Source organism: Pseudomonas sp. PAMC 29040, assembly GCF_003994535.1.
GTDB classification, from domain to species: domain Bacteria; phylum Pseudomonadota; class Gammaproteobacteria; order Pseudomonadales; family Pseudomonadaceae; genus Aquipseudomonas; species Aquipseudomonas paraversuta.
Genome location: NZ_RZAA01000012.1, coordinates 24,842 through 45,596, shown reverse-complemented (window position 1 = coordinate 45,596; position 20,755 = coordinate 24,842). Strand labels below are relative to the sequence as shown.

Annotated in this window: 19 protein-coding genes and 4 tRNA genes; 5 read left to right on the top strand and 18 right to left on the bottom strand. The window is 57.4% G+C overall.

What is annotated here, in order from left to right:
* Positions 1-53 precede the first annotated feature (53 nt).
* Positions 54-1,355: an NAD(P)/FAD-dependent oxidoreductase gene (locus tag WG29040_RS20025; RefSeq protein WP_003443854.1), complete on the top strand. Its 1,302-nt coding sequence runs from the start codon at positions 54-56 to the stop codon at positions 1,353-1,355.
* A gap of 551 nt (positions 1,356-1,906) precedes the next feature.
* On the opposite strand, the gene WG29040_RS20020 is transcribed toward WG29040_RS20025, so the two are convergent.
* The 7 genes from WG29040_RS20020 to rluD form a co-directional block, all read right to left on the bottom strand.
* Positions 1,907-1,983 (bottom strand) — tRNA-Pro (locus WG29040_RS20020).
* A gap of 95 nt (positions 1,984-2,078) precedes the next feature.
* A tRNA-Lys gene (locus tag WG29040_RS20015) sits at positions 2,079-2,154 on the bottom strand.
* 5 nt (positions 2,155-2,159) lie between these two features.
* A tRNA-Pro gene (locus tag WG29040_RS20010) sits at positions 2,160-2,236 on the bottom strand.
* A gap of 9 nt (positions 2,237-2,245) precedes the next feature.
* Positions 2,246-2,321 (bottom strand) — tRNA-Asn (locus WG29040_RS20005).
* A 301-nt stretch (positions 2,322-2,622) separates the two neighbouring features.
* Positions 2,623-5,190, bottom strand: a complete 2,568-nt coding sequence (gene clpB / locus WG29040_RS20000; protein WP_003443858.1) for an ATP-dependent chaperone ClpB — start codon at positions 5,188-5,190, stop codon at positions 2,623-2,625.
* A 124-nt stretch (positions 5,191-5,314) separates the two neighbouring features.
* Entirely contained in the window at positions 5,315-6,046 is a 732-nt protein-coding gene (pgeF, locus tag WG29040_RS19995) for a peptidoglycan editing factor PgeF (protein ID WP_127196776.1), read from the bottom strand.
* Entirely contained in the window at positions 6,043-7,005 is a 963-nt protein-coding gene (gene rluD, locus WG29040_RS19990; protein ID WP_003443864.1) for a 23S rRNA pseudouridine(1911/1915/1917) synthase RluD, read from the bottom strand. The genes pgeF and rluD overlap by 4 nt, the downstream gene beginning before the upstream one ends.
* A gap of 148 nt (positions 7,006-7,153) precedes the next feature.
* Here rluD and WG29040_RS19985 point away from each other — a divergent pair, with 148 nt between their 5' ends.
* Positions 7,154-8,167 (top strand): outer membrane protein assembly factor BamD, encoded by a 1,014-nt coding sequence (locus tag WG29040_RS19985; RefSeq protein WP_003443867.1) that lies wholly within the window; start codon positions 7,154-7,156, stop codon positions 8,165-8,167.
* A gap of 118 nt (positions 8,168-8,285) precedes the next feature.
* Positions 8,286-8,516, top strand: coding sequence for a PP0621 family protein (locus tag WG29040_RS19980; protein ID WP_003443869.1), 231 nt, complete (start codon positions 8,286-8,288; stop codon positions 8,514-8,516).
* 69 nt (positions 8,517-8,585) lie between these two features.
* Here WG29040_RS19980 and thiO read toward each other — a convergent pair whose 3' ends face one another.
* From thiO to pilV, 5 genes are read right to left on the bottom strand one after another with little or no spacing between them, the layout of a single operon-like run.
* The gene (gene thiO / locus WG29040_RS19975) at positions 8,586-9,698 is read right to left on the bottom strand and encodes a glycine oxidase ThiO (RefSeq protein WP_127196775.1); all 1,113 of its coding nucleotides are present in this window, start codon (positions 9,696-9,698) and stop codon (positions 8,586-8,588) included.
* Positions 9,699-9,730: 32 nt separating this feature from the next.
* Positions 9,731-10,132, bottom strand: coding sequence for a type IV pilin protein (locus WG29040_RS19970; RefSeq protein WP_003443874.1), 402 nt, complete (start codon positions 10,130-10,132; stop codon positions 9,731-9,733).
* A 9-nt stretch (positions 10,133-10,141) separates the two neighbouring features.
* Positions 10,142-10,684, bottom strand: coding sequence for a PilX N-terminal domain-containing pilus assembly protein (locus WG29040_RS19965; RefSeq protein WP_127196774.1), 543 nt, complete (start codon positions 10,682-10,684; stop codon positions 10,142-10,144).
* An 8-nt stretch (positions 10,685-10,692) separates the two neighbouring features.
* The gene (locus WG29040_RS19960; RefSeq protein WP_127196773.1) at positions 10,693-11,388 is read right to left on the bottom strand and encodes a prepilin-type N-terminal cleavage/methylation domain-containing protein; all 696 of its coding nucleotides are present in this window, start codon (positions 11,386-11,388) and stop codon (positions 10,693-10,695) included.
* Positions 11,385-11,858, bottom strand: a complete 474-nt coding sequence (gene pilV, locus WG29040_RS19955) for a type IV pilus modification protein PilV (protein WP_127196772.1) — start codon at positions 11,856-11,858, stop codon at positions 11,385-11,387. The genes WG29040_RS19960 and pilV overlap by 4 nt, the downstream gene beginning before the upstream one ends.
* A gap of 237 nt (positions 11,859-12,095) precedes the next feature.
* Between pilV and WG29040_RS19950 the strand changes: the two genes are divergently transcribed.
* The gene (locus WG29040_RS19950) at positions 12,096-12,611 is read left to right on the top strand and encodes a GspH/FimT family pseudopilin (RefSeq protein ID WP_235972393.1); all 516 of its coding nucleotides are present in this window, start codon (positions 12,096-12,098) and stop codon (positions 12,609-12,611) included.
* Here WG29040_RS19950 and ispH read toward each other — a convergent pair.
* The 6 genes from ispH to murJ all read right to left on the bottom strand — a co-directional run bounded on the left by ispH (position 12,608) and on the right by murJ (position 19,994).
* On the bottom strand, positions 12,608-13,555 hold the full coding sequence (ispH, locus tag WG29040_RS19945) for a 4-hydroxy-3-methylbut-2-enyl diphosphate reductase (RefSeq protein WP_127196770.1): 948 nt from the start codon (positions 13,553-13,555) through the stop codon (positions 12,608-12,610). The genes WG29040_RS19950 and ispH overlap by 4 nt on opposite strands.
* Positions 13,556-13,620: 65 nt before the next feature.
* Positions 13,621-14,058 (bottom strand): FKBP-type peptidyl-prolyl cis-trans isomerase, encoded by a 438-nt coding sequence (gene fkpB / locus WG29040_RS19940; RefSeq protein WP_003443888.1) that lies wholly within the window; start codon positions 14,056-14,058, stop codon positions 13,621-13,623.
* Entirely contained in the window at positions 14,051-14,566 is a 516-nt protein-coding gene (gene lspA, locus WG29040_RS19935) for a signal peptidase II (RefSeq protein WP_003443891.1), read from the bottom strand. The genes fkpB and lspA overlap by 8 nt, the downstream gene beginning before the upstream one ends.
* On the bottom strand, positions 14,559-17,390 hold the full coding sequence (gene ileS, locus WG29040_RS19930; protein ID WP_003443893.1) for an isoleucine--tRNA ligase: 2,832 nt from the start codon (positions 17,388-17,390) through the stop codon (positions 14,559-14,561). The genes lspA and ileS overlap by 8 nt, the downstream gene beginning before the upstream one ends.
* On the bottom strand, positions 17,387-18,337 hold the full coding sequence (gene ribF, locus WG29040_RS19925) for a bifunctional riboflavin kinase/FAD synthetase (RefSeq protein ID WP_003443896.1): 951 nt from the start codon (positions 18,335-18,337) through the stop codon (positions 17,387-17,389). The genes ileS and ribF overlap by 4 nt, the downstream gene beginning before the upstream one ends.
* 118 nt (positions 18,338-18,455) lie before the next feature.
* Positions 18,456-19,994 (bottom strand): murein biosynthesis integral membrane protein MurJ, encoded by a 1,539-nt coding sequence (gene murJ, locus WG29040_RS19920; protein ID WP_127196769.1) that lies wholly within the window; start codon positions 19,992-19,994, stop codon positions 18,456-18,458.
* Between the two features lie 250 nt (positions 19,995-20,244).
* Between murJ and rpsT the strand changes: the two genes are divergently transcribed.
* The gene (rpsT, locus tag WG29040_RS19915; protein WP_003443902.1) at positions 20,245-20,523 is read left to right on the top strand and encodes a 30S ribosomal protein S20; all 279 of its coding nucleotides are present in this window, start codon (positions 20,245-20,247) and stop codon (positions 20,521-20,523) included.
* Positions 20,524-20,755 lie beyond the last annotated feature (232 nt).

Genomic DNA, 20,755 nt, shown 5'->3' with positions numbered 1-20,755 from the left:
GCTCGCCCGGATCGTTGCAACACAGAATTTTTCAAGCCTTGTGAGTGATACCTATGAACCATCGTATTGTTATCGTCGGCGGCGGTGCCGGCGGTCTGGAGCTGGCTACCCGCCTGGGCAAGACCCTGGGCAAACGCGGCAAAGCCAGCGTGATGCTGGTCGATGCCAACCTGACCCACATCTGGAAACCGCTGCTGCATGAAGTTGCGGCAGGGTCGCTGAACTCCTCCGAAGACGAGCTCAACTACGTCGCCCAGGCCAAATGGAACCATTTCGAATTTCAGCTGGGCCGTATGAGCGGGCTGGATCGTGAGCAGAAAAAGATCTCATTGTCGGCAACTCTCGACGAAAATGGTCAGGAACTGGTGCCCGCCCGCGAGCTGGGCTACGACACGCTGGTGATTGCGGTGGGCAGCACCACCAACGACTTCGGGACCAAGGGCGCGGCTGAGCATTGCCTGTTTCTGGATACCCGCAAGCAAGCCGAGCGTTTTCATCAGCAATTGCTTAACCATTATCTGCGCGCCCATGCCGGGCAAACCGATGTGGTCGAGCAGATCAGTGTGGCCATCGTCGGCGCCGGCGCGACCGGTGTCGAGCTGGCCGCCGAACTGCATAACGCGGCACATGAACTGGCCGCATATGGCCTGGACCGCATCAAGCCGGAAAACATGCACATCACCCTGATTGAAGCCGGGCCACGGGTTTTGCCCGCGCTGCCGGAACGCATTGGCGGCCCGGTGCATAAAACCCTGGAGAAGCTCGGGGTCACCGTTCTGACCAACTCAGCGGTGAGCGAAGTGACTGCTGACAGCTTGATCACCAAGGACGGTCAGGTCATTCCTGCGAGCCTGAAGGTTTGGGCGGCAGGGATCCGCGCACCGGGGTTTCTTCAAGAAATTGCAGGGCTGGAAACCAATCGCATCAACCAGCTGGTGGTTCGCCCTACGCTGCAAACCACCCGCGACGACAACATTTTTGCCTTTGGCGATTGTGCTGCCTGCCCGCAGCCGGGTACCGACAAGATGGTCCCACCTCGCGCCCAGGCTGCACACCAGCAAGCCTCGCTGCTGGCCAAGTCGCTGAAACTGCGGATTGAAGGCAAGTCGCAACTGCCTGATTACCACTACCGTGATTACGGCTCGCTCATTTCACTGTCGAGCTTCTCGGCTGTGGGTAACTTGATGGGTAGCCTGATGGGAAGCGTCATGCTGGAAGGCTGGCTGGCCCGGATGTTTTACATCTCGCTGTACCGCATGCACCAAATGGCGCTGTACGGAACGTTCCGCACCTTGATGCTGATGCTCGGCAGCAGGATCGGACGCGGTACCGAGCCACGACTGAAACTGCACTGATCACCACTAAACCTGCAGGCGCTTGCTCGGGGCATTTTCGAACAGCTCGCGAGCAAGCTCGCTCCTACAGAGCAGGATCGGACGCGGTACCGAGCCACGACTGAAACCGCACTGATCACCACTAAACCTGCAGGCGCTTGCTCGGGGCATTTTCGAACAGCTCGCGAGCAAGCTCGCTCCTACAGAGCAGGATCGGACGCGGTACCGAGCCACGACTGAAACTGCACTGATCACCACTAAACCTGCAGGCGCTTGCTCGGGGCATTTTCGAACAGCTCGCGAGCAAGCTCGCTCCTACAGGGGCGGCTGATGCTCAGAGAGCATAATTACACACCACAAACTGCGCCGGCTTGTAGCACGCCAAATATGTGGGGGCCGGCCTGACCAGGTGTCTTCATCGCTGGCAAGTCAGCTCCCACAAAGCCCCATGCCAACCCGTCCAATTTTTCGCAGGCATAAAAAAAGCGACCCGAAGGTCGCTTTTTTTATTGGCCGCTGATGAGAATGTCATCAGTGCCTTATTTTCGCACCCGCTACTGCTGGGCTGAAAATGGTCGGGGTAAGGGGATTCGAACTCCTGACATCCTGCTCCCAAAGCAGGCGCGCTACCGGACTGCGCTATACCCCGGTAAAAAAAAGGCACCTTCTAGAGGCGCCTTCTGCGATCAGTGCTTTTGGCCTCTGATCTTAAGATCTAGCTCCAGAACTAACTGAAGCCAAAAATGGTGGGTCGTGTGGGATTCGAACCTACGACCAATTGGTTAAAAGCCAACTGCTCTACCAACTGAGCTAACGACCCAAAAATGGTCGGGGTAAGGGGATTCGAACTCCTGACATCCTGCTCCCAAAGCAGGCGCGCTACCGGACTGCGCTATACCCCGGCTTGAAAATGGCTCCACGACCTGGACTCGAACCAGGGACCCAATGATTAACAGTCATTTGCTCTACCAACTGAGCTATCGCGGAACTACATATTTCAATCTACAACATTGTGACTCTTTGCAACTCTCGTTGACTTCAGCGTATCTCTACGTTGGCGTCTCTGAGGCGGGCCATTCTACAACCTTTCAAACCCTTGTCAACCCTTATTTTTCGTTAGAAGACAATGATTTAGCTCTTCTAGCGGGCTTCTTGGTTTGGGCCAAGTTGCCGTTGCGGGTGACTTACTGCGGGGCGCATCTTACAAGCGTTTTCCTTACAGATCAACACCCTAAGTAAAAAAAGGCCTCGCAATGCGAGGCCTTCCTTAAAACACTGGCGCCGGAGCTTACGCGAAGACGATTTCGTCGTCTTTTACGCTCGCTGTCACAGTGGTGCCAGGCATGAACTGACCCGAAAGAATCAGTTGTGCCAGCGGGTTTTCGATCCAGCGCTGGATCGCACGTTTCAGTGGCCGTGCGCCATATACCGGGTCGTAACCTACTGCGATCAGTTTTTCCAGAGCATCCTTGTCCAGCTCCAGGCTCAGATCGCGTTCTGCCAGACGACTGCGCAGACGGCTCAACTGGATCTCGGCAATGCCGGCGATCTGATCACGGGCCAGAGGCTCGAAGATCACCACTTCGTCGATCCGGTTCACAAACTCCGGACGGAAGTGGGTACTCACCGCATCCATTACCGCAGCCCGTTGTGCTTCGCGATCACCCACCAGCTCCTGGATCTGTGCAGAGCCCAGGTTGGAGGTCATCACGATCACCGTGTTGCGGAAGTCCACTGTACGACCGTGGCTGTCAGTCAGGCGACCGTCTTCAAGCACTTGCAACAGCACGTTGAACACATCCGGGTGGGCCTTCTCGACTTCATCCAGCAGGATTACCGAGTAAGGCTTGCGCCGTACAGCTTCGGTCAAGTAACCGCCTTCTTCGTAGCCCACATAGCCTGGTGGCGCACCAATCAGTCGAGCCACGGAATGTTTCTCCATGAACTCGGACATGTCGATCCGCACCATCGCCTCTTCAGTATCAAAGAGGAACTCTGCCAGCGCCTTGCACAACTCGGTTTTACCCACACCGGTCGGGCCCAGGAACATGAACGAGCCGCTTGGACGGTTCGGGTCGCTCAAGCCTGCACGGGAACGGCGAACCGCGTTGGACACGGCCACAACAGCCTCGTCCTGGCCAATTACACGCTCATGCAGCAAGCTTTCCATCTTCATCAGCTTGTCGCGCTCACCTTCGAGCATCTTGGATACCGGAATACCGGTCCACTTCGACACGACCTCGGCGATCTCCTCTTCGGTCACTTTGCTGCGCAACAACTGATTCTCAGTTTTGCTGCTGTGCTCGTCGACCATCTGCAGGCTGCGCTCCAGATCGGGAATAACCCCGTACTGCAACTCGGCCATGCGGTTGAGGTTGCCGCTGCGGCGCGCCACTTCGAGTTCCTGACGCGCTTGCTCGATCTTTTGCTGGATCTGGGCAGAACCCTGCACTTCGGCTTTTTCCGAGGTCCAGATTTCTTCCAGGTCGGAATACTCGCGCTCAAGGCGCTCAATTTCTTCCTGCAATTTCTCGAGACGTTTTTTCGCCGCCTCATCCTCTTCTTTCTTCAGCGCCTGAGCTTCAACTTTCAGTTGAATCAAGCGACGCTCCAGACGGTCCAGCACTTCCGGCTTGGAGTCGATCTCCATGCGGATACGGCTGGCAGCCTCGTCGATCAGGTCAATCGCCTTGTCCGGCAATTGGCGATCAGTGATATAGCGATGGCTGAGTTTGGCCGCGGCAATGATTGCACCGTCGGTGATAGCCACCTTGTGGTGAACTTCATAGCGCTCTTTCAGACCCCGTAAAATTGCGATGGTGTCTTCTTCACTCGGCTCTTCAACCAGCACTTTCTGGAAGCGGCGCTCAAGAGCTGCGTCCTTCTCGATATATTGGCGGTATTCGTTGAGCGTGGTCGCACCCACGCAATGCAACTCGCCCCGGGCCAGCGCAGGCTTGAGCATGTTGCCCGCATCCATTGCGCCTTCGCCCTTACCGGCACCGACCATCACGTGCAGCTCGTCGATAAACAGGATGATCTGCCCTTCCTGCTTCGACAGTTCGTTAAGCAGCGCTTTCAGACGCTCTTCAAACTCACCGCGAAACTTGGCACCGGCAATCAATGCACCGATGTCCAGCGACAGCAGGCGCTTGCCCTTGAGACCATCAGGCACTTCGCCATTGATGATCCGCTGCGCCAAGCCTTCGGCAATGGCAGTTTTACCCACACCAGGCTCGCCGATCAGGACCGGATTGTTTTTAGTCCGGCGCTGCAACACCTGAATGGTGCGGCGAATTTCATCGTCACGACCGATCACCGGGTCGAGCTTGCCTTCTTCGGCACGCTTGGTCAGGTCGATGGTGTATTTATCCAGCGCCTGACGCGACTCTTCGACGTTCGGGTCGTTGACCGCTTCACCGCCGCGCAAGTTGTTGATGGCGTTTTCCAGGGCTTTCTTGCTCACGCCCTGCCCCAGCAACAACTTGCTCAGTTTGCTGTTGTCGTCCATGGCCGCCAGCAACACCATTTCACTGGTGATGAACTGGTCGCCTTTTTGCTGGGCCAGACGGTCTGCCTGATTCAGCAGACGAGCCAGATCCTGCGACATATTCACGTCGCCAGTAGGATTCTGGATTTTTGGCAACTGATCGAGCTCTTTGGTCAGCTCTTTACGCAGGCTGTTTACATCAAAACCGACTTGCATCAGCAGCGGCTTGATCGAACCGCCCTGCTGATCCAGCAATGCCTGCATCAAGTGCGCCGGCTCAATGGCCGGATGGTCAAGGCCTACAGCCAATGACTGAGCATCGGACAAGGCCAATTGCAACTTGCTGGTTAATCTATCTATACGCATTCGTCACCTTCCTTATGAGCAGGCCGGAGGGATGGAAACTCCTGAATGAAGAAACCTGCCAGATACCATAGTAGATGCGGGCAATTCCGGGAGTTTCAAGCCTGAAGGAAGTGACGTAGATCAGCTAGGCGGTCTTTTCGATCCAGACCAGAGATGCGAAACGGCCAGTACGAGGACTGCGCCGATAGGAATAAAAACGCGGGTCGCTCACGGTGCAAAAACCACCGCCGTAGACCGCGCCAATCCCCATGCGAGCCAGGCGCAGGCGCGCCAGCTCATAGATATCGGCCATAAAACGACCTTGATTGATGCTGGGCACAAAGGCGGCATCAGCATCGGGCAAGTCATTTATAAAGACTTCCCGCACCTCGGCACCGACTTCAAATGCCTTGGGGCCAATCGCCGGGCCCAGCCATACCAGAATCTCCCGGGGCTCAACATTGAGACTCATGGCTGCGGCTTCAAGTACGCCTGCTGCCAGCCCGCGCCAACCGGCGTGGGCGGCAGCAACCCGGGTTCCGGCGCGATCGCAGAACAGCACGGGCAAGCAATCTGCCGTCATCGCCGTACAGGCAATACCGGGCGTGGCTGTCCAGCTGCCGTCCGCTTCGACGATACGTTCAGGATTGGCAGGCACGACCACAACCCCGTGAACCTGGCTGAGCCAAGCGGGCTGTACGTCGAAAACATGGGTCAGGCGCTGGCGGTTATGTGCGACGGCTACGGGATCGTCGTCGACATGGTCGCCCAGGTTGAAGCTGTCGAACGGCGCCAGACTGACGCCGCCCGCACGGGTGGTCACACAGGCCCTGATGCCTGCCGGCGCTGGCCAGTCAGGAATCAGGAAGGTATTCACCCGACAAATGCCTCTCGGTCTTGCTTGAGCAACGTCAACAGCCAGACAAAATCGTCCGGAAGTGGCGATTCCCAGCTCATGCGCTTACCGGTCGTCGGATGATCCAACTCAAGGAAGCGCGCGTGCAGAGCCTGACGCGGGAAGTTTTTCAGGGATTCGACCATCGTCACACTGGCTGCCGGCGGGATACGGAAGCGACCGCCGTAGGCAGGGTCTCCGACCAACGGGAAGTTGATGTGGGACATATGCACACGAATCTGGTGCGTACGACCGGTTTCCAGCTTGACCCGCACATGGGTGTGGGAACGGAAACGCTCAAGCACACGGTAATGACTCACCGCCTGCTTGCCGCCTTCCATTACCGCCATACGCTGGCGTTGCTGGCCGTGACGGCCGATGGGCGCATCGATCTTGCCCCCGGCAGTAACGACACCAATGACAATGCACTCATAGATTCGGCTGACACTGCGGCTCTGCAACTGTGTAACCAGTTGCGTCTGCGCCTGGATGGTCTTGGCGACCACCATCAGACCGGTGGTGTCTTTGTCCAGACGGTGCACGATCCCCGCACGCGGCACATTAATAATGTCCGGTACGTGATGCAGCAACGCATTGAGCAAAGTACCGTCGGCATGCCCGGCAGCCGGGTGTACCACCAAGCCGGCAGGCTTGTTGATAACCAGGATGTCATCGTCTTCGTAAACGATATCCAGAGGAATGTCTTGGGCGACCCACTCACCCTGGGCTTCCTGCTCGGCAGTCAACTCCAGGATGGCGCCACCATGCACGATGTCACGGGGGCGGATGACCGCTCCGTCCACAGTGAGGCGGCCGTCTTTGATCCAGGCGGAAAGGCGCGAGCGCGAGTGCTCAGCGAATAATTGTGCGGCGACTTGATCGAGGCGTTGGCCACCCAGTTCGGACGGCACCTCTTCGCGAAGTTGAATTTTCTCGGACATGCTCATCAGGACCGCGCCAAGCCTTTGGTTTCGGCTGCGCGCTTGTGGTTAAATACGGCGTCTTTTGCCCCGAGGCTTTTCACGGGGCGCTCATCATAACAGGACGGACCCGCCCAAGACAGCGGCCGTCATAGGGACGCAAGCCGCCATGCAAGTGAGACACCTGCTGCTGATCGCCATCCTCGCACTGACCGCCGCCTGCTCGTCGACAAAAGAAGTCGTGGACGACAACCTGAGCGAAGTCGAGCTGTACCAGCAGGCGCAGGCCGACCTGGATAACCACAGCTATACCAGTGCTACCGCCAAGCTGAAGGCTTTAGAGTCGCGCTATCCGTTCGGACGCTATGCCGATCAGGCCCAGCTCGAACTGATCTACGCCTACTACAAGAACTCCGAACCGGAAGCTGCCAAGTCCGCTGCCGAGCGATTCATTCGCCTGCACCCACAGCATCCAAACGTTGATTACGCCTATTACCTCAAAGGTTTGACTTCGTTTGACCAGGACGTAGGCCTGCTGGCCCGCTTTCTGCCGCTGGACATGACCAAGCGCGACCCTGGAGCTGCACGCGACTCCTACAACGAGTTTGCCCAGCTCACCAGCCGCTTCCCGAATAGCCGCTACGCTCCCGACGCCAAGCAACGCATGATCTATCTGCGTAACTTGCTGGCTGCGTATGAAATCCACGTAGCCGACTACTACCTGACCCGCCAGGCCTATGTAGCTGCTGCCAACCGTGGTCGCTATGTGGTCGAAAACTTCCAGGAAACCCCTGCAGTCGGCGACGGGCTTGCGGTGATGGTTGAGTCCTATCAGCGCATGCACCTCGATCAACTGGCCAACACCAGCCTCGAAGTACTGAAAGACAACTACCCGAACCACCCAAGCCTGGTTGACGGTCAGTTTGTGCCACAGGTTTCCGACTCGGATAACCGCTCCTGGTTGAGCAAGGCCACACTGGGCCTGATCGAATCCAGCACACCGCTGCCACCGGGTGAAACCCGTGCCAACCTGGATATCAAGAAGCAGTATCAGGATGCCAAAGACGCGATCCCGTCTGATCTGAAGCCTAAAGATGCTGACGGCAATGTCATTCCGGAGCCTGAGCCGGAAGGTCCAAGCCGCTCCTGGTTCAGCTACATGACCCTGGGTCTGTTCGACTAATCGTCCAGCCCATGTAAAAAGAGCCCTGCGGGGCTCTTTTTTTATGTTCGATTTGGTCCTGTGCGCCTGCCAATAGCTTGGCTAAACTGGCGCATCTTTTCTCGAATAGCGAATAACCATGCTTCGTTTACTGATCTGGGCTGCTTTGATTGCTGCTGGCGTGTGGTTTTGGCGCAAGTACAAAGCCGGGCTGGCAACCACTAAGAACCCGGTCGACCCGGGTGCTCAACCCATGGTTCGTTGCGCCCACTGCGGAGTTCACCTGCCCCGCGATCGCGCCCTGCACCAGCAGCAAGAGTGGTATTGCACGCAAAACCATCTGGAACAAGGACCAAAGCCCCGGGATTAAAGGCAGCACCCCGGACTTGCGGGAGCCGGCTTGCCGGCAATAGCCGCCAATTGCGGGCTCCCACAGGCTTCAAGCGATATTCTGGATGCGTCCTTGCGGTGCATAGGGCGCCGGATCGATGATCGGTTCACGCCCCAGCAGCAAGTCGGCGAACAACTGACAGGACGCCGGAGCCAGTACCAGCCCATTGCGATAGTGCCCGCAGTTAAGCCACAACCCGCCAACACCTGCGACCCGGCCAATATATGGAATTCCCTCAGGCGAGCCCGGCCGTAATCCCGCCCAATGCCCCACCGGCTGCACACCGGCCAGAGCCGGAATCAGCTCGATCGCAGACGCCTGCAGGCTTTCCAGGGCTGTTCGGGTCGGGGTTTTATCGAAACCTTCGTGCTCGAGGGTGCTACCAATCAAGACATGCCCGTCACGCCGCGGAATCGCGTAGCGTCCTTTGGCCAGCACCATGCAGGACAAGAAGTCAGGTGCGCACTTGTAAAGAATCATCTGCCCTTTGACAGGCACTACCGGCAATTCAAGGCCCAGACTACTGAGCAGTTCACCGCTCCAGGCACCTGCCGCCAGCACCACCTCATCGCCGCGAATGTCCCCCTGAGCCGTGCTCACGCCGCAGACATTCTCGCCCTCACGGATAAATCCCAGAACCTCGCACTGCTCATGGATGGTGACATTGGGCATGGCTTGCAACGCGGCCTTCAGTGATTTAACCAGCCGCGGATTACGCACATTGGCCACTTCGGCCATGTAAATGGCCCTTGAATAACCGCCCCCCAATACCGGTACCGCCCCTTCAACCGCAGAGATTTCGACCGTACTCAAGGGCCGGCCTTCACGCTTGGCCCACATCAGGGCTTGCGCCTCGTCTTCAAGGTCAAGCCAGTACAAACCGGTGGTGTGAACTTCAGGATCTACACCTGTAGCGGCAAACAAACGTTCTGCCAACTGTGGATAAAAGTCCTGCGACCAGTGAGCCAGGGCTGTAACAGCCGGGTTGTAGCGCCAGGGATAAAGCGGAGAAACGATCCCGCCACCGGCCCAGGAGGACTCCTGCCCGACAGCACTCTGGTCAAGAAGCGTTACCTGCCCGACTTCGGCTGCCAGATTGAACGCTGTCAGCAGCCCGATAACGCCGCCCCCTACAATCACTACGCGTTGTTGCTTAGCCATCAATCAACTCAGCCCAAAATGAAAATAAATTGTTAGCGCCCCCAACACTGCTGCACTGTCAGGTCCGGAGCGGCCTGGGTAATTGCGGTCAAACCGGTATGGGCCAAGGTGAAATTCCCACACGCATCGTCCGCCATGGACGAGCCCGCTCTGCGGGTAGCCGTCAGCAAGAAGGCATGATCAGCGAGGTCGTGGGTAATCAGATAGTGCTCGTTGCCCGAACCAAGATTTTCCGCCCCACTGTATAAACCTTTTTTCGTATAAAAACGCTCCAGACTTTGGGATTGCTCCGACAACAAGACCACTATTTGAGCGCGATAGGCACGCTGGACCGAGCCGCTGTAAACCGGATAAACCACTGCCCCAAGAAAACCGACGATTGCCACCACGATAACGAGTTCGATCAGGGTAAAGCCTGCCCCGTGCCTGCGCATCACGCCCTCCTACTGGATTTGCCGCCACATGATCCTGCTCAATTGCCGGGAGCCTGCCCCACCCTCTTCGGCATCCACGTCCTGATAATGCGCATAAACACTCTCCAGGACGGTACGTGACTGCCCGTACAGGCCAATGCCCGTGACGCGGTACAAACGGGTCAAAGTGGTCGCAGGAAAATCTGCCGGGGCAATGCTCAAACCAAGGTTCTGGACACCGTAGAGCCCATCCGCAGCGCCTATCCAGTGAACTGCGGATACCGGGTGTATTCCGGGTGATAGCTGAGTGCGCACCTCTGCTGGCGGGGCGCATCTTGCAGGTGAGCTGCAGACCGCGATTGCGGACCACTGCAGAGCCACCCAGGACTCACCGCTGCGCAGTGCAGTTTCGGCAGCCTGAAATGAATGATTGGCATGCTGGACGCTGCCGGTCATTTTCTCCTGCTGCACTGCAGTCTCCATGGCGGTCAGGCCAAGCAGAGTGAGTAACAGCAAGAAAACCATACTGGCCAATAGCGCCACGCCGCGTTGCGTGCTCGAAGAAAAACACATGACGCGCCCTACGCCAGTCGATTACGTAGAGCCACCAACACGTTATAGCCCTGATCTTTTACCCGCCCCCCGGGATCTCGCAAGACCAGGGCGATACGCACGCTGCGGATACCGGCCACATCGGCAGGACTGTCTTCATAGCGCAAAACTGACTGCGTGCTCGAGGAATCGGCCACCCCAAAGCTCACGTCAAACGCGGCCACATTGTCCAGCAACACGGCATTATTGGCCCCGGACTTCAATTGCCCGTTTTCAAAACGGTAATGCAGCTCACGCAGGGCAAAGGCTATTTCACCGGGTGCCAGAGACAGTCGCGCCCCGCTGTATGCCTGCGCGAACGTCGTACAGTCGGATATGACGGTCCAGTCGGGCTTTGCCCCCTGAAGGCCTATGTCAGCGCTGATCATATGTAACGACCTGGATCCCTTCGGCCCCTGCCAGGAGATAGGTCTCTGAAAAGCGGAAGGTGCATCAATGATGCGATCAGTCGACAGACAACCGAACATGCCGACCATACGAACTTCCTGAGCGATTTTGCTCAGCACGTAGCGCGCGTCTTCTTGTAGCGACGCGGATGATCGCTGGCTGGCGTAGGTTTCGCGCGCGCTTAAAAAAACTTCGGTCAGTCCCAGCACCACCAGCAAACCCAACGCCAGCGACAGCATCAGCTCAATCAGGCCAAACCCCGCTTCAGGACGCCTCACGACGCACGCTCAATGGCATCTGCTGCCACTTGACTGGTCAGCGTAAAGGTTCGAAGCGAACCGGGGCTATTGCTGGCGCGCGAGTCATCCCACTCCAGGGTGATGGTCACCTGCTGACCACTGAGCGCGATGGCTCCCTTGGCACTTGCACCGCCGAACTGACGAATATTGCGTTTGAAATCATTCAGATCCTGCCCCAGCACGCTCCCCGGGCCGGCAACCCCCTGCTGCAGGTCCGCCCCTGAAAAACTGTAGTCCGCGCCAGCGTTGGCACGAATCCGATCGAGCATGTCGTAGGCAATAAAATTGGCCTGGGTGCTCATCATTGCGCTGTCAGTGTGTTTGAGGGCATTGAGCTGAGCCACGGCGCCCCCCAGCAGGCCCCCGGATAAAATCAACGTCGCGACCAGAACCTCGATCAGGGTCATTCCGGTTTGACGGTTTTTTTCAGATCGAAACATGTGTGCCATCCCTGAGCATTTTCCTGGCGCCACGTCCTGCGTCGCCATAACCAGAGCCTAGTCTGGCGAGATGGTTCTACATGTAGGAGTGCGCCTAAGACGCGCGAGGACAGTTCGTCTGATCAAGTACGCCACGGGACAGGCAATACAGCTTAAACATGATGAAACCGTTGCCCGGCCAGGTCGTCTTTTTTCTGATCTATACATCAAAGGGCGCAAGGATTGCGCATGGTCACGGAGGACATCATGAAGCAACGAGGCATGAGCCTGATCCAACTGTCATTCACGCTGTTGATCGTTGCGCTGACCGCCCAGTTCGCGAGCCCGGTCTACAACACACTTATAGAACAGCAACGGCGCCTGGGCATGGCGGAGCAACTGGCCGGCAGCCTGCGCAATGCCCGCACCGAGGCGCTGGTACGCCATCAATACGTGATCGTACAGGCACAGGAACAAGACTGGAGCCGAGGCTGGAAGACCATTCTGGATCTGAGCGGCCAGGGCCATCTCGATCCGGACAATCCGGTGCTGGCCGAGAGGCAAGGCAGCTTTCAGGTACCGATTGCCGGTAATACGCCCGTTAAGAGCTACGTCCGGTTCAACCCGCTGGGTGAACCTTTGCTGATCGGCGGAGCGTTTCAGGCCGGGACGTTGCATGTTTGCCAGGCACAGACAGCCCTGAGTCACTATCAAGTGGTACTGGCAAAAAGTGGGCGTATCAGCTTGCGCCGCAATCAGGCGGCGCAAGATTTATGCGCTTAAAGCAGCGAGCGAACGCGCAGCTCTTTAGGCATGGAGAATGTAATGTTCTCTTCGCGACCGGCCAATTCATCAGCGCCCGTTGCGCCCCAGGCATGCAATTGGCGTATCACGCCGCGTACCAGCACTTCAGGCGCCGAAGCACCCGCCGTGATACCAATCGACTCGACCCCTTCAAACCAGCTTTGCTGCAGGTCTTCGGCACCATCAATCAGGTACGCCGGGGTTGCCATGCGCTCGGCCAACTCACGCAGACGGTTGGAGTTGGAGCTGTTGGGGCTGCCCACCACCAACACCACATCACACTCGTCAGCCAGTTGCTTGACGGCGTCCTGGCGGTTTTGCGTGGCGTAGCAGATGTCATTCTTGCGCGGACCGCCAATTGCCGGAAAACGCGCGCGAAGAGCGTCGATCACCCGGCTGGTATCGTCCATCGACAAAGTGGTCTGAGTAACAAACGCCAGTTTTTCCGGGTTGATCACATTCAGGTTGGCGACATCTTTTTCATCTTCGACCAGGTAAATGGCGCCGCCATTCCTGGCATCGTACTGACCCATGGTGCCTTCGACTTCCGGGTGACCGGCATGGCCGATCAGGATGCATTCGCGGCCGTCACGGCTGTAGCGGGCTACTTCGATATGCACCTTGGTAACCAGCGGACAGGTGGCATCGAACACTTTAAGGCCACGGCCTGCAGCCTCGGTACGCACAGCCTGGGAAACACCGTGGGCACTGAAAATGAGGATTACATCGTCCGGCACCTGTTCCAGCTCTTCAACAAAGATTGCGCCACGGGAGCGCAGGTCTTCGACGACAAATTTGTTGTGCACCACTTCGTGGCGAACATAGATAGGCGGACCGAATACTTCCAGAGCGCGATTGACGATTTCAATCGCCCGGTCCACCCCGGCGCAGAAGCCACGGGGGTTGGCGAGTTTGATATGCATGCTGGGCCTCGTGGGACGCGCAGAAAAATAATGCCAATCAGGCCCGGCTTGCGCCGGGCACTGAATTACAGCGCTTTTACGTCTTTGATTTCCACGTCGAACGTCAGGGTCTTGCCTGACAACGGGTGGTTGAAATCGATAGTCACTTGCTCATCGTCAAAAACTTTGACCACACCCGGAAGCTCGGTGTTGGCCGCGTCGTTGAAGATCACCAGCAAGCCTTCCGACAACTCCATGTCCTTGAACTGCGAACGTGGAATTATCTGCACATTTTGCGGGTTTGGCTGGCCAAAGGCGTTTTCTGGAAGGATCTCCAGAGTGCGTTTGTCACCGGCCTTGAAGCCGAACAGAGCGGCTTCAAAACCTGGCAACAGGCTGCCATCACCGACCTTGAAAGTGGCAGGCGACTTGTCGAACGTGCTGTCGACGGTGTCGCCATTTTCAAGACGCAAAGCGAAATGCAGGGTGACTTCTGTGTTCTGGCCAATACGTTGCTCAGTCATGAGCTGACTCTCCGGACTTCTTACTTTTGAACATATCCAGTGCCAGCATTACTGCTCCGACACAAATCGCACTGTCTGCGACATTGAACGCAGGGAACAGTCGATGTTCCCAATGCACCAGAATGAAATCGATCACATGCCCGTAGGCGATGCGGTCATACAGGTTGCCCAGCGCACCGCCCAGGATCAGTGCAAGCCCGATGGCCAGCCAGGTGTCGTTACGTCCAAGACGCTTGAGCCACACCAGCAGGACCCCACTGACGACCACGGCAATCAGGGCAAACAGCCAACGCTGCCAGCCGGAGCTGTCAGCCAGAAAGCTGAAGGCAGCACCCGAGTTATAGGCCAGGGTCCAGCTGAAGAAATCGGGGATCACCACGATTCGCTGATACATCTGCAGGGCGCCATCGAAGTAGGTCTTGCTGGCCTGGTCAATGACCAGGACCAGCAACGTCAACCAGAGCCAGCCCAGGCGCCCGAAGCGCCCGGCATTGCTGGTATTAGGCATAGTGACGTACCTCGCCGGCGCCGCTGATGTTGTCGACACAACGACCGCAGATTTCCGGATGCTCCGGATTCACACCGACGTCTTCGCGGCAATGCCAGCAACGGGCGCACTTGGCGTGTGCCGACTTGACCACTTTGAGCTTGAGGCCCGCGACTTCGGTGACTACTGCATCCGCCGGTGCCTGGACAAACGGCGCAACGCTGGCGGTAGAGGTGATCAGTACGAAACGCAGTTCGTTGCTCAACATGGACAGGTCTGCAGCCAGATCATCTTCGGCAAACAGGGTAACTTCCGCCTGCAGGTTGCCGCCAATGGCCTTGGCCGCGCGCAGGTTTTCCATTTCTTTGTTGACTGCAACCTTGACCGCCATGATTCGCTCCCAGTAGGCGCGATCCATCTCGGTGCCTTCCGGCATCTCGCTCAGGCCTTCGTACCAGGTATTGAGCATCACCGATTCGTTGCGCTCGCCCGGCAGGTATTGCCACAGCTCGTCAGCAGTGAACGACAGGATCGGCGCGATCCAGCGCACCAGCGCTTCGCTGATATGGAACAGCGCGGTCTGGCACGAACGACGGGCCTTGCTGTTGGCGCCAGTGGTGTACTGACGGTCCTTGATGATGTCGAGGTAGAAGCCGCCCAGCTCTTGCACGCAGAAGTTGTGCACCTTGGAGTACACGTTCCAGAAACGGTATTCGCCGTAATGCAGCTCCAGCTCGCGCTGCAACAGCAGTGCGCGGTCAACCGCCCAACGGTCCAGGGCCAGCATTTCTTCGGCCGGCAGGATATCGGTAGCCGGGTTGAAGCCGCTCAGGTTCGAGAGCAGGAAGCGAGCGGTGTTGCGGATACGCCGGTAGGCGTCCGCACTGCGCTGCAGGATCTGGTCAGAAACCGCGATTTCCCCCGAGTAGTCAGTCGAAGCAACCCACAGACGCATGATGTCTGCACCCAGGGTGTCGTTGACCTTTTGCGGTGCAATCACGTTGCCCAGGGACTTGGACATTTTGCGCCCGGCCTCATCCACGGTGAAACCGTGGGTCAGCAGTTCGCGGTACGGCGCGTGGTTGTCGATGGCGCAACCGGTCAGCAGCGACGAGTGGAACCAGCCACGATGCTGATCGGAACCTTCAAGATAGAGGTCGGCACGCGGACCTGTCTCGTGGCCCATAGGGTGCGAGCCGCGCAGAACATGCCAGTGCGTGGTGCCCGAATCGAACCAGACGTCCAGAGTATCGCTGATCTTGTCGTACAGCGGCGCTTCGTCGCCCAGCAGCTCGGCAGCATCCATCTTGAACCAGGCTTCAATGCCTTCGACTTCGACGCGCTTGGCCACTTCTTCCATCATTTCGACGGTACGCGGGTGCAGCTCGCCGCTTTCCTTGTTCAGGAAGAACGGTATCGGCACGCCCCAGTTGCGCTGACGCGAGATGCACCAGTCCGGACGGTTGGCGATCATCGAATGCAGGCGGGCCTGGCCCCAGGCCGGAACGAACTGGGTGTCTTCGATGGCCTTGATCGCACGGGTGCGCAAGGTGTCGCCGACAACCGGCTCCTTGTCCATACCGATAAACCACTGCGCGGTAGCGCGGTAGATCAGCGGCGTTTTGTGGCGCCAGCAGTGCATGTAGCTGTGGCTGATGGTTTCAGTGAACATCAGCGAACCGACTTCGATCAGCTTGTCGATGATGTTCTGGTTGGCCTTCCAGATGAACTGGCCACCAAAGAATTCCAGCGACGGTACGTAAACGCCGTTGCTTTGAACCGGGTTGATAATCTCATCGTTGACCATGCCATAGGCTTTGCAGGTCACGAAGTCGTCTACGCCGTAAGCCGGGGCGGAGTGAACCACGCCGGTGCCTGCGCCCAGCTCAACGTACTCGGCCAGATAGACTGGCGACAGACGGTCGTAGAACGGGTGACGGAAGTTGATCAGTTCAAGCGCAGTACCGGTGGTGGTGGCGATGACCGAACCTTGCAGGTTGTAGCGGGCCAGGCTCGACTCGACCAGCTCTTCAGCCAGTACCAGTAACCGGTCGCCCACGTCGACCAGCGCATAGGTGAACTCGGGGTGCACGTTAAGCGCCTGGTTGGCCGGGATGGTCCACGGAGTGGTGGTCCAGATCACGATCGATGTCGGCTTGCTCAATGTCGCCAGACCAAAGGCCTCGGCCAGCCTGGCTTCGTCGGCAATCGGGAATGCAACATCGATGGCCGCGGATTTTTTGTCCTGGTACTCGACTTCCGCTTCAGCCAGGGCCGAACCACAGTCGAAACACCAGTTCACAGGCTTGAGGCCTTTAAACACGAAACCGCCTTTGACGATTTCGGCCAAAGCACGGATTTCACCGGCTTCGTTTTTGAAGTCCATGGTTTTGTACGGGTTGGCAAAATCACCCAGCACACCCAGACGGATGAATTCGGACTTCTGGCCTTCGATCTGCTCGGTGGCATAGGCACGGCAAAGCTCGCGGGTTTTATCCGGGCTCAGGTTTTTACCGTGGGTCACTTCCACCTTGTGCTCGATCGGCAGTCCGTGACAGTCCCAGCCCGGCACGTACGGCGCATCGAAACCCGACAGGGTTTTCGAGCGGATGATCATGTCCTTCAGAATCTTGTTCAGCGCATGACCGATGTGAATCGTGCCGTTGGCGTACGGAGGACCGTCGTGAAGTACGAACTTCGGACGATCCTTGCCAATCTCGCGCAACTTCCCGTACAGGCCAATGCTGTCCCAGCGCTGCAAAATTTGCGGTTCGCGCTGTGGCAGGCCGGCCTTCATTGGGAAGGCTGTGTCCGGAAGGTTTAGCGTGGCTTTGTAGTCGGTCATTTCAGGCTCTTTTTAAGCGGTTGACCCAGCCAATAGGCTCGGGCGGCGGCGACGTCCGCATTGATCGCCGTCTTGAGCGCCTCAAGGGAGGCGAAACGCTGCTCATCACGCAGCTTGTGGTGGAATGCCACGGTCAAACGCCGACCATACAAGTCGCCGGCGTAATCCAACAGATGTACTTCAAGATGGGCGCTGCCATCCCCTGCAACGGTTGGCCTGACGCCAATATTGGCGACGCCCGGCCAGGTTTTCCCGTCGACTTCAACGCTCACCAGATAAACCCCGGTCAACGGAACGCGACGACGCTTGAGCTGGATATTGGCAGTCGGCGTACCCAGCTGGCGCGCCAGCTTCTGCCCGTGCAATACCCTGCCAGCAATTTGAAACGGACGGCCCAGCAAGCGCTCTGCGAGACCGAAGTCAGCACCGGCCAGGGCATCACGCACCTTGGTGCTGCTGATACGTACACCATCAAGTTCAACGGTTTGCGCCGCTTCGACGGTAAAGTTTTGCATGACACCCGCTTGTTGCAGGAAATCAAAGTCGCCGACCCGGTCACAGCCAAAACGGAAGTCGTCACCGACCTCCAGGTGCTGTACACCCAGACCGTCGACAAGAATCGTGTCGACGAACTCGGCAGCACTGAGTTCGCACAGACGTTGATTGAACGCCAGGCACAGCACCCGATCTACCCCGGCGTCAGCCAATAGCTGCAGCTTGTCGCGCAGCCGGGCCAGACGCGCCGGAGCGGTCTCAGGGGCAAAAAATTCGCGCGGCTGCGGCTCAAAAATCACCACGCAGCTGGGCACGCCCAACTCCAGTGCACGTTCACGCAGCCGCTCCAGGATAGCCTGGTGACCACGGTGTACACCGTCAAAGTTGCCAATAGTGGCGACACAGCCCCGATGTTGGGGCCGCAGATTGTGAAGGCCTCGAACCAGCTGCATAACGCGCTTCTTGCTCATAAAGTGGCCGATTATAACCACACCCAGCCCTGTACGACAGGCAACAGCGCAAGGCAAATCAGGTCAAATCGACAAAATAGACGTCTGACCTGCAATTACCTCACACAAGAGACTTGCGGGCGAAATCTTTCAAACGCAAGCCCAGCAGCAATAACATGCCGAAATAAACCAGTACACCCGCAACCACCAACCCGCCCAAACGCATGAAGCGCTCCAGCATATGGCCCTGGTCCCAGGCCGGCATCAGTTGCATCAGCCCCAACAGAACAGCGCACATCACGGCCACGGCCAGCACCAGCTTGAACAGGTATTTGCCCCAGCCCGGCTGAGCGACAAACAACTTCTGTTTGCGTATCTGCCAAAACAGCAAGCCGGCATTGATACAGGCACCGACACTGATCGCCAGCGCCAGGCCTGCATGCTGCAACGGCACGATAAATACCAGATTGAGCAATTGCGTGATGACCAGAGTGAATACTGCGATTTTTACCGGCGTGCGTATGTTCTGCTGGGCGTAGAAACCCGGCGCCAGGACTTTGATCAAAATAATCCCGAGCAGTCCGAACGAGTAGGCAATCAGGGCACGCTGGGTCATGGCCGAGTCCAGTGCAGTGAACTGGCCGTATTGAAACAGCGACACGGTCAACGGCTCTGCGAGGATGGCCAGCGCCAGGGAACATGGCAATACCAGCACAAAGCACAGGCGCAGCCCCCAATCGAGGATTCGCGAATACTCATGGCGATCCTTGTTGGCGTAGGTTTTTGACAGCGTCGGCAACAGAATCGTACCCAGCGCCACACCCAGTACGCCAGACGGCAACTCCATCAAACGGTCTGCGTAGTACATCCAGGACACCGATCCGGCGACCAGAAAGGAGGCAAAAATCGTGTTGATAATCAGCGAAATCTGACTGACCGAGACTCCCAGAATGGCCGGCAGCATCTGCTTCATGACCCTCCACACCCCGGTATCCCGCAGGTTGAGCCGCGGAAGCACCAGCATGCCGATTTTCTTCAGGTGCGGTAGCTGAAATAACAGCTGGGCTAAACCGCCGACCAGTACCGCCCACCCCAGGGCCATGACCGGCGGATCGAAGTATGGCGTCAGAAACAGGGCAAAAATAATCATGCTGACGTTAAGCAAAGTCGGCACGAAGGCCGGCACCGAAAACCGGTTCCAGGTATTGAGGATCGCCCCTGCCAGCGATGACAACGAGATCAGCAATATATAAGGGAACGTAACCCGCAACATATCGGAAGTGAGCTCGAACTTTTCCGGGGTGGTGGCAAAACCCGGCGCCGTAGCCCAGATCACCCAAGGCGCGGCGATCATCCCCAAAATGGTCACGATCGCCAGTACCAATGTCAGCAGTCCGGCCACGTAAGCAACAAATGTACGTGTCGCCTCCTCGCCTTGCTGACTTTTGTATTCGGCCAGAATCGGCACAAAGGCTTGGGAAAAAGCCCCCTCGGCGAAGATCCTGCGCAGCAGATTGGGCAATTTGAAGGCAATAAAGAACGCATCCGTGGCCATTCCGGCGCCAAAGGTGCTCGCAATAATGGTGTCACGAACAAAGCCCAGAACCCTTGAAATCATTGTGATAGAGCTGACGGCCGCTAACGATTTGAGCAAATTCATTGAAAGAGTTTTTGCCTATAGAGAAAGAGCAGGCGAACAAAGCGCCCACTTATGCGATACTGCGCGCCGCAACAGCACAGAGCCAAGCTCGCGAGTTTACAGGTCAAGCGCCGGAAATAAATCTCCCGTCTCCCTCGATCCACCACTCAGCGGATCGTATCAATCGCCCTTGACAAGAGTTGTCGTCATCGGCATGATTCGCGGCCTATTTTGTTTGTTATTTCCCAAAAGTCTTTCGAGGAGCTCGACGGTGGCCAACACACCTTCCGCCAAAAAACGTGCAAAACAGGCTGAGAAGCGTCGCAGCCACAACGCCAGCCTGCGTTCCATGGTTCGTACCTACATCAAGAATGTAGTTAAGGCCATCGACGCAAAAGACGCTGCTAAAGCGCAAGCTGCTTATGTTCTGGCTGTCCCTGTTATCGACCGTATGGCCGATAAAGGCATCATCCACAAGAACAAAGCTGCTCGCCATAAGAGCCGCCTGAATGGCCACGTCAAGGCACTGAACCTTGCGACAGCCGCTTAAGCGATAAGCTTTTTAAAAAACCGACCTCCGGGTCGGTTTTTTATTGCCTGCGTTTTATGCCAGAACGACCCGGCCTGCAGGAGCTGCGCGAGACTGCGATCGAGCGCACAGCGCCCGCAAGATATACGGCTGCTGCGTTCGTAAGCACCTACAGAACCACCACAGCCCCAGCATTGCGCAGGCACAAAAAAAGCCGCGAAAGGCTTTACCCCGTCGCAGCTTTTTTATTAAG

Coding starts and splice junctions, on each gene's coding strand:
- WG29040_RS20025 (WP_003443854.1), top strand. CDS start 54: ATGAACCATCGTATTGTTATCGTCGGCGGCGGTGCCGGCGGTCTGGAG.
- clpB (WP_003443858.1), bottom strand. CDS start 5,190: ATGCGTATAGATAGATTAACCAGCAAGTTGCAATTGGCCTTGTCCGAT.
- rluD (WP_003443864.1), bottom strand. CDS start 7,005: ATGTCCGAGAAAATTCAACTTCGCGAAGAGGTGCCGTCCGAACTGGGT.
- WG29040_RS19985 (WP_003443867.1), top strand. CDS start 7,154: ATGCAAGTGAGACACCTGCTGCTGATCGCCATCCTCGCACTGACCGCC.
- WG29040_RS19980 (WP_003443869.1), top strand. CDS start 8,286: ATGCTTCGTTTACTGATCTGGGCTGCTTTGATTGCTGCTGGCGTGTGG.
- thiO (WP_127196775.1), bottom strand. CDS start 9,698: ATGGCTAAGCAACAACGCGTAGTGATTGTAGGGGGCGGCGTTATCGGG.
- WG29040_RS19970 (WP_003443874.1), bottom strand. CDS start 10,132: ATGCGCAGGCACGGGGCAGGCTTTACCCTGATCGAACTCGTTATCGTG.
- WG29040_RS19965 (WP_127196774.1), bottom strand. CDS start 10,684: ATGTGTTTTTCTTCGAGCACGCAACGCGGCGTGGCGCTATTGGCCAGT.
- pilV (WP_127196772.1), bottom strand. CDS start 11,858: ATGGCACACATGTTTCGATCTGAAAAAAACCGTCAAACCGGAATGACC.
- WG29040_RS19950 (WP_235972393.1), top strand. CDS start 12,096: ATGAAGCAACGAGGCATGAGCCTGATCCAACTGTCATTCACGCTGTTG.
- ispH (WP_127196770.1), bottom strand. CDS start 13,555: ATGCATATCAAACTCGCCAACCCCCGTGGCTTCTGCGCCGGGGTGGAC.
- fkpB (WP_003443888.1), bottom strand. CDS start 14,058: ATGACTGAGCAACGTATTGGCCAGAACACAGAAGTCACCCTGCATTTC.
- lspA (WP_003443891.1), bottom strand. CDS start 14,566: ATGCCTAATACCAGCAATGCCGGGCGCTTCGGGCGCCTGGGCTGGCTC.
- ileS (WP_003443893.1), bottom strand. CDS start 17,390: ATGACCGACTACAAAGCCACGCTAAACCTTCCGGACACAGCCTTCCCA.
- ribF (WP_003443896.1), bottom strand. CDS start 18,337: ATGCAGCTGGTTCGAGGCCTTCACAATCTGCGGCCCCAACATCGGGGC.
- murJ (WP_127196769.1), bottom strand. CDS start 19,994: ATGAATTTGCTCAAATCGTTAGCGGCCGTCAGCTCTATCACAATGATT.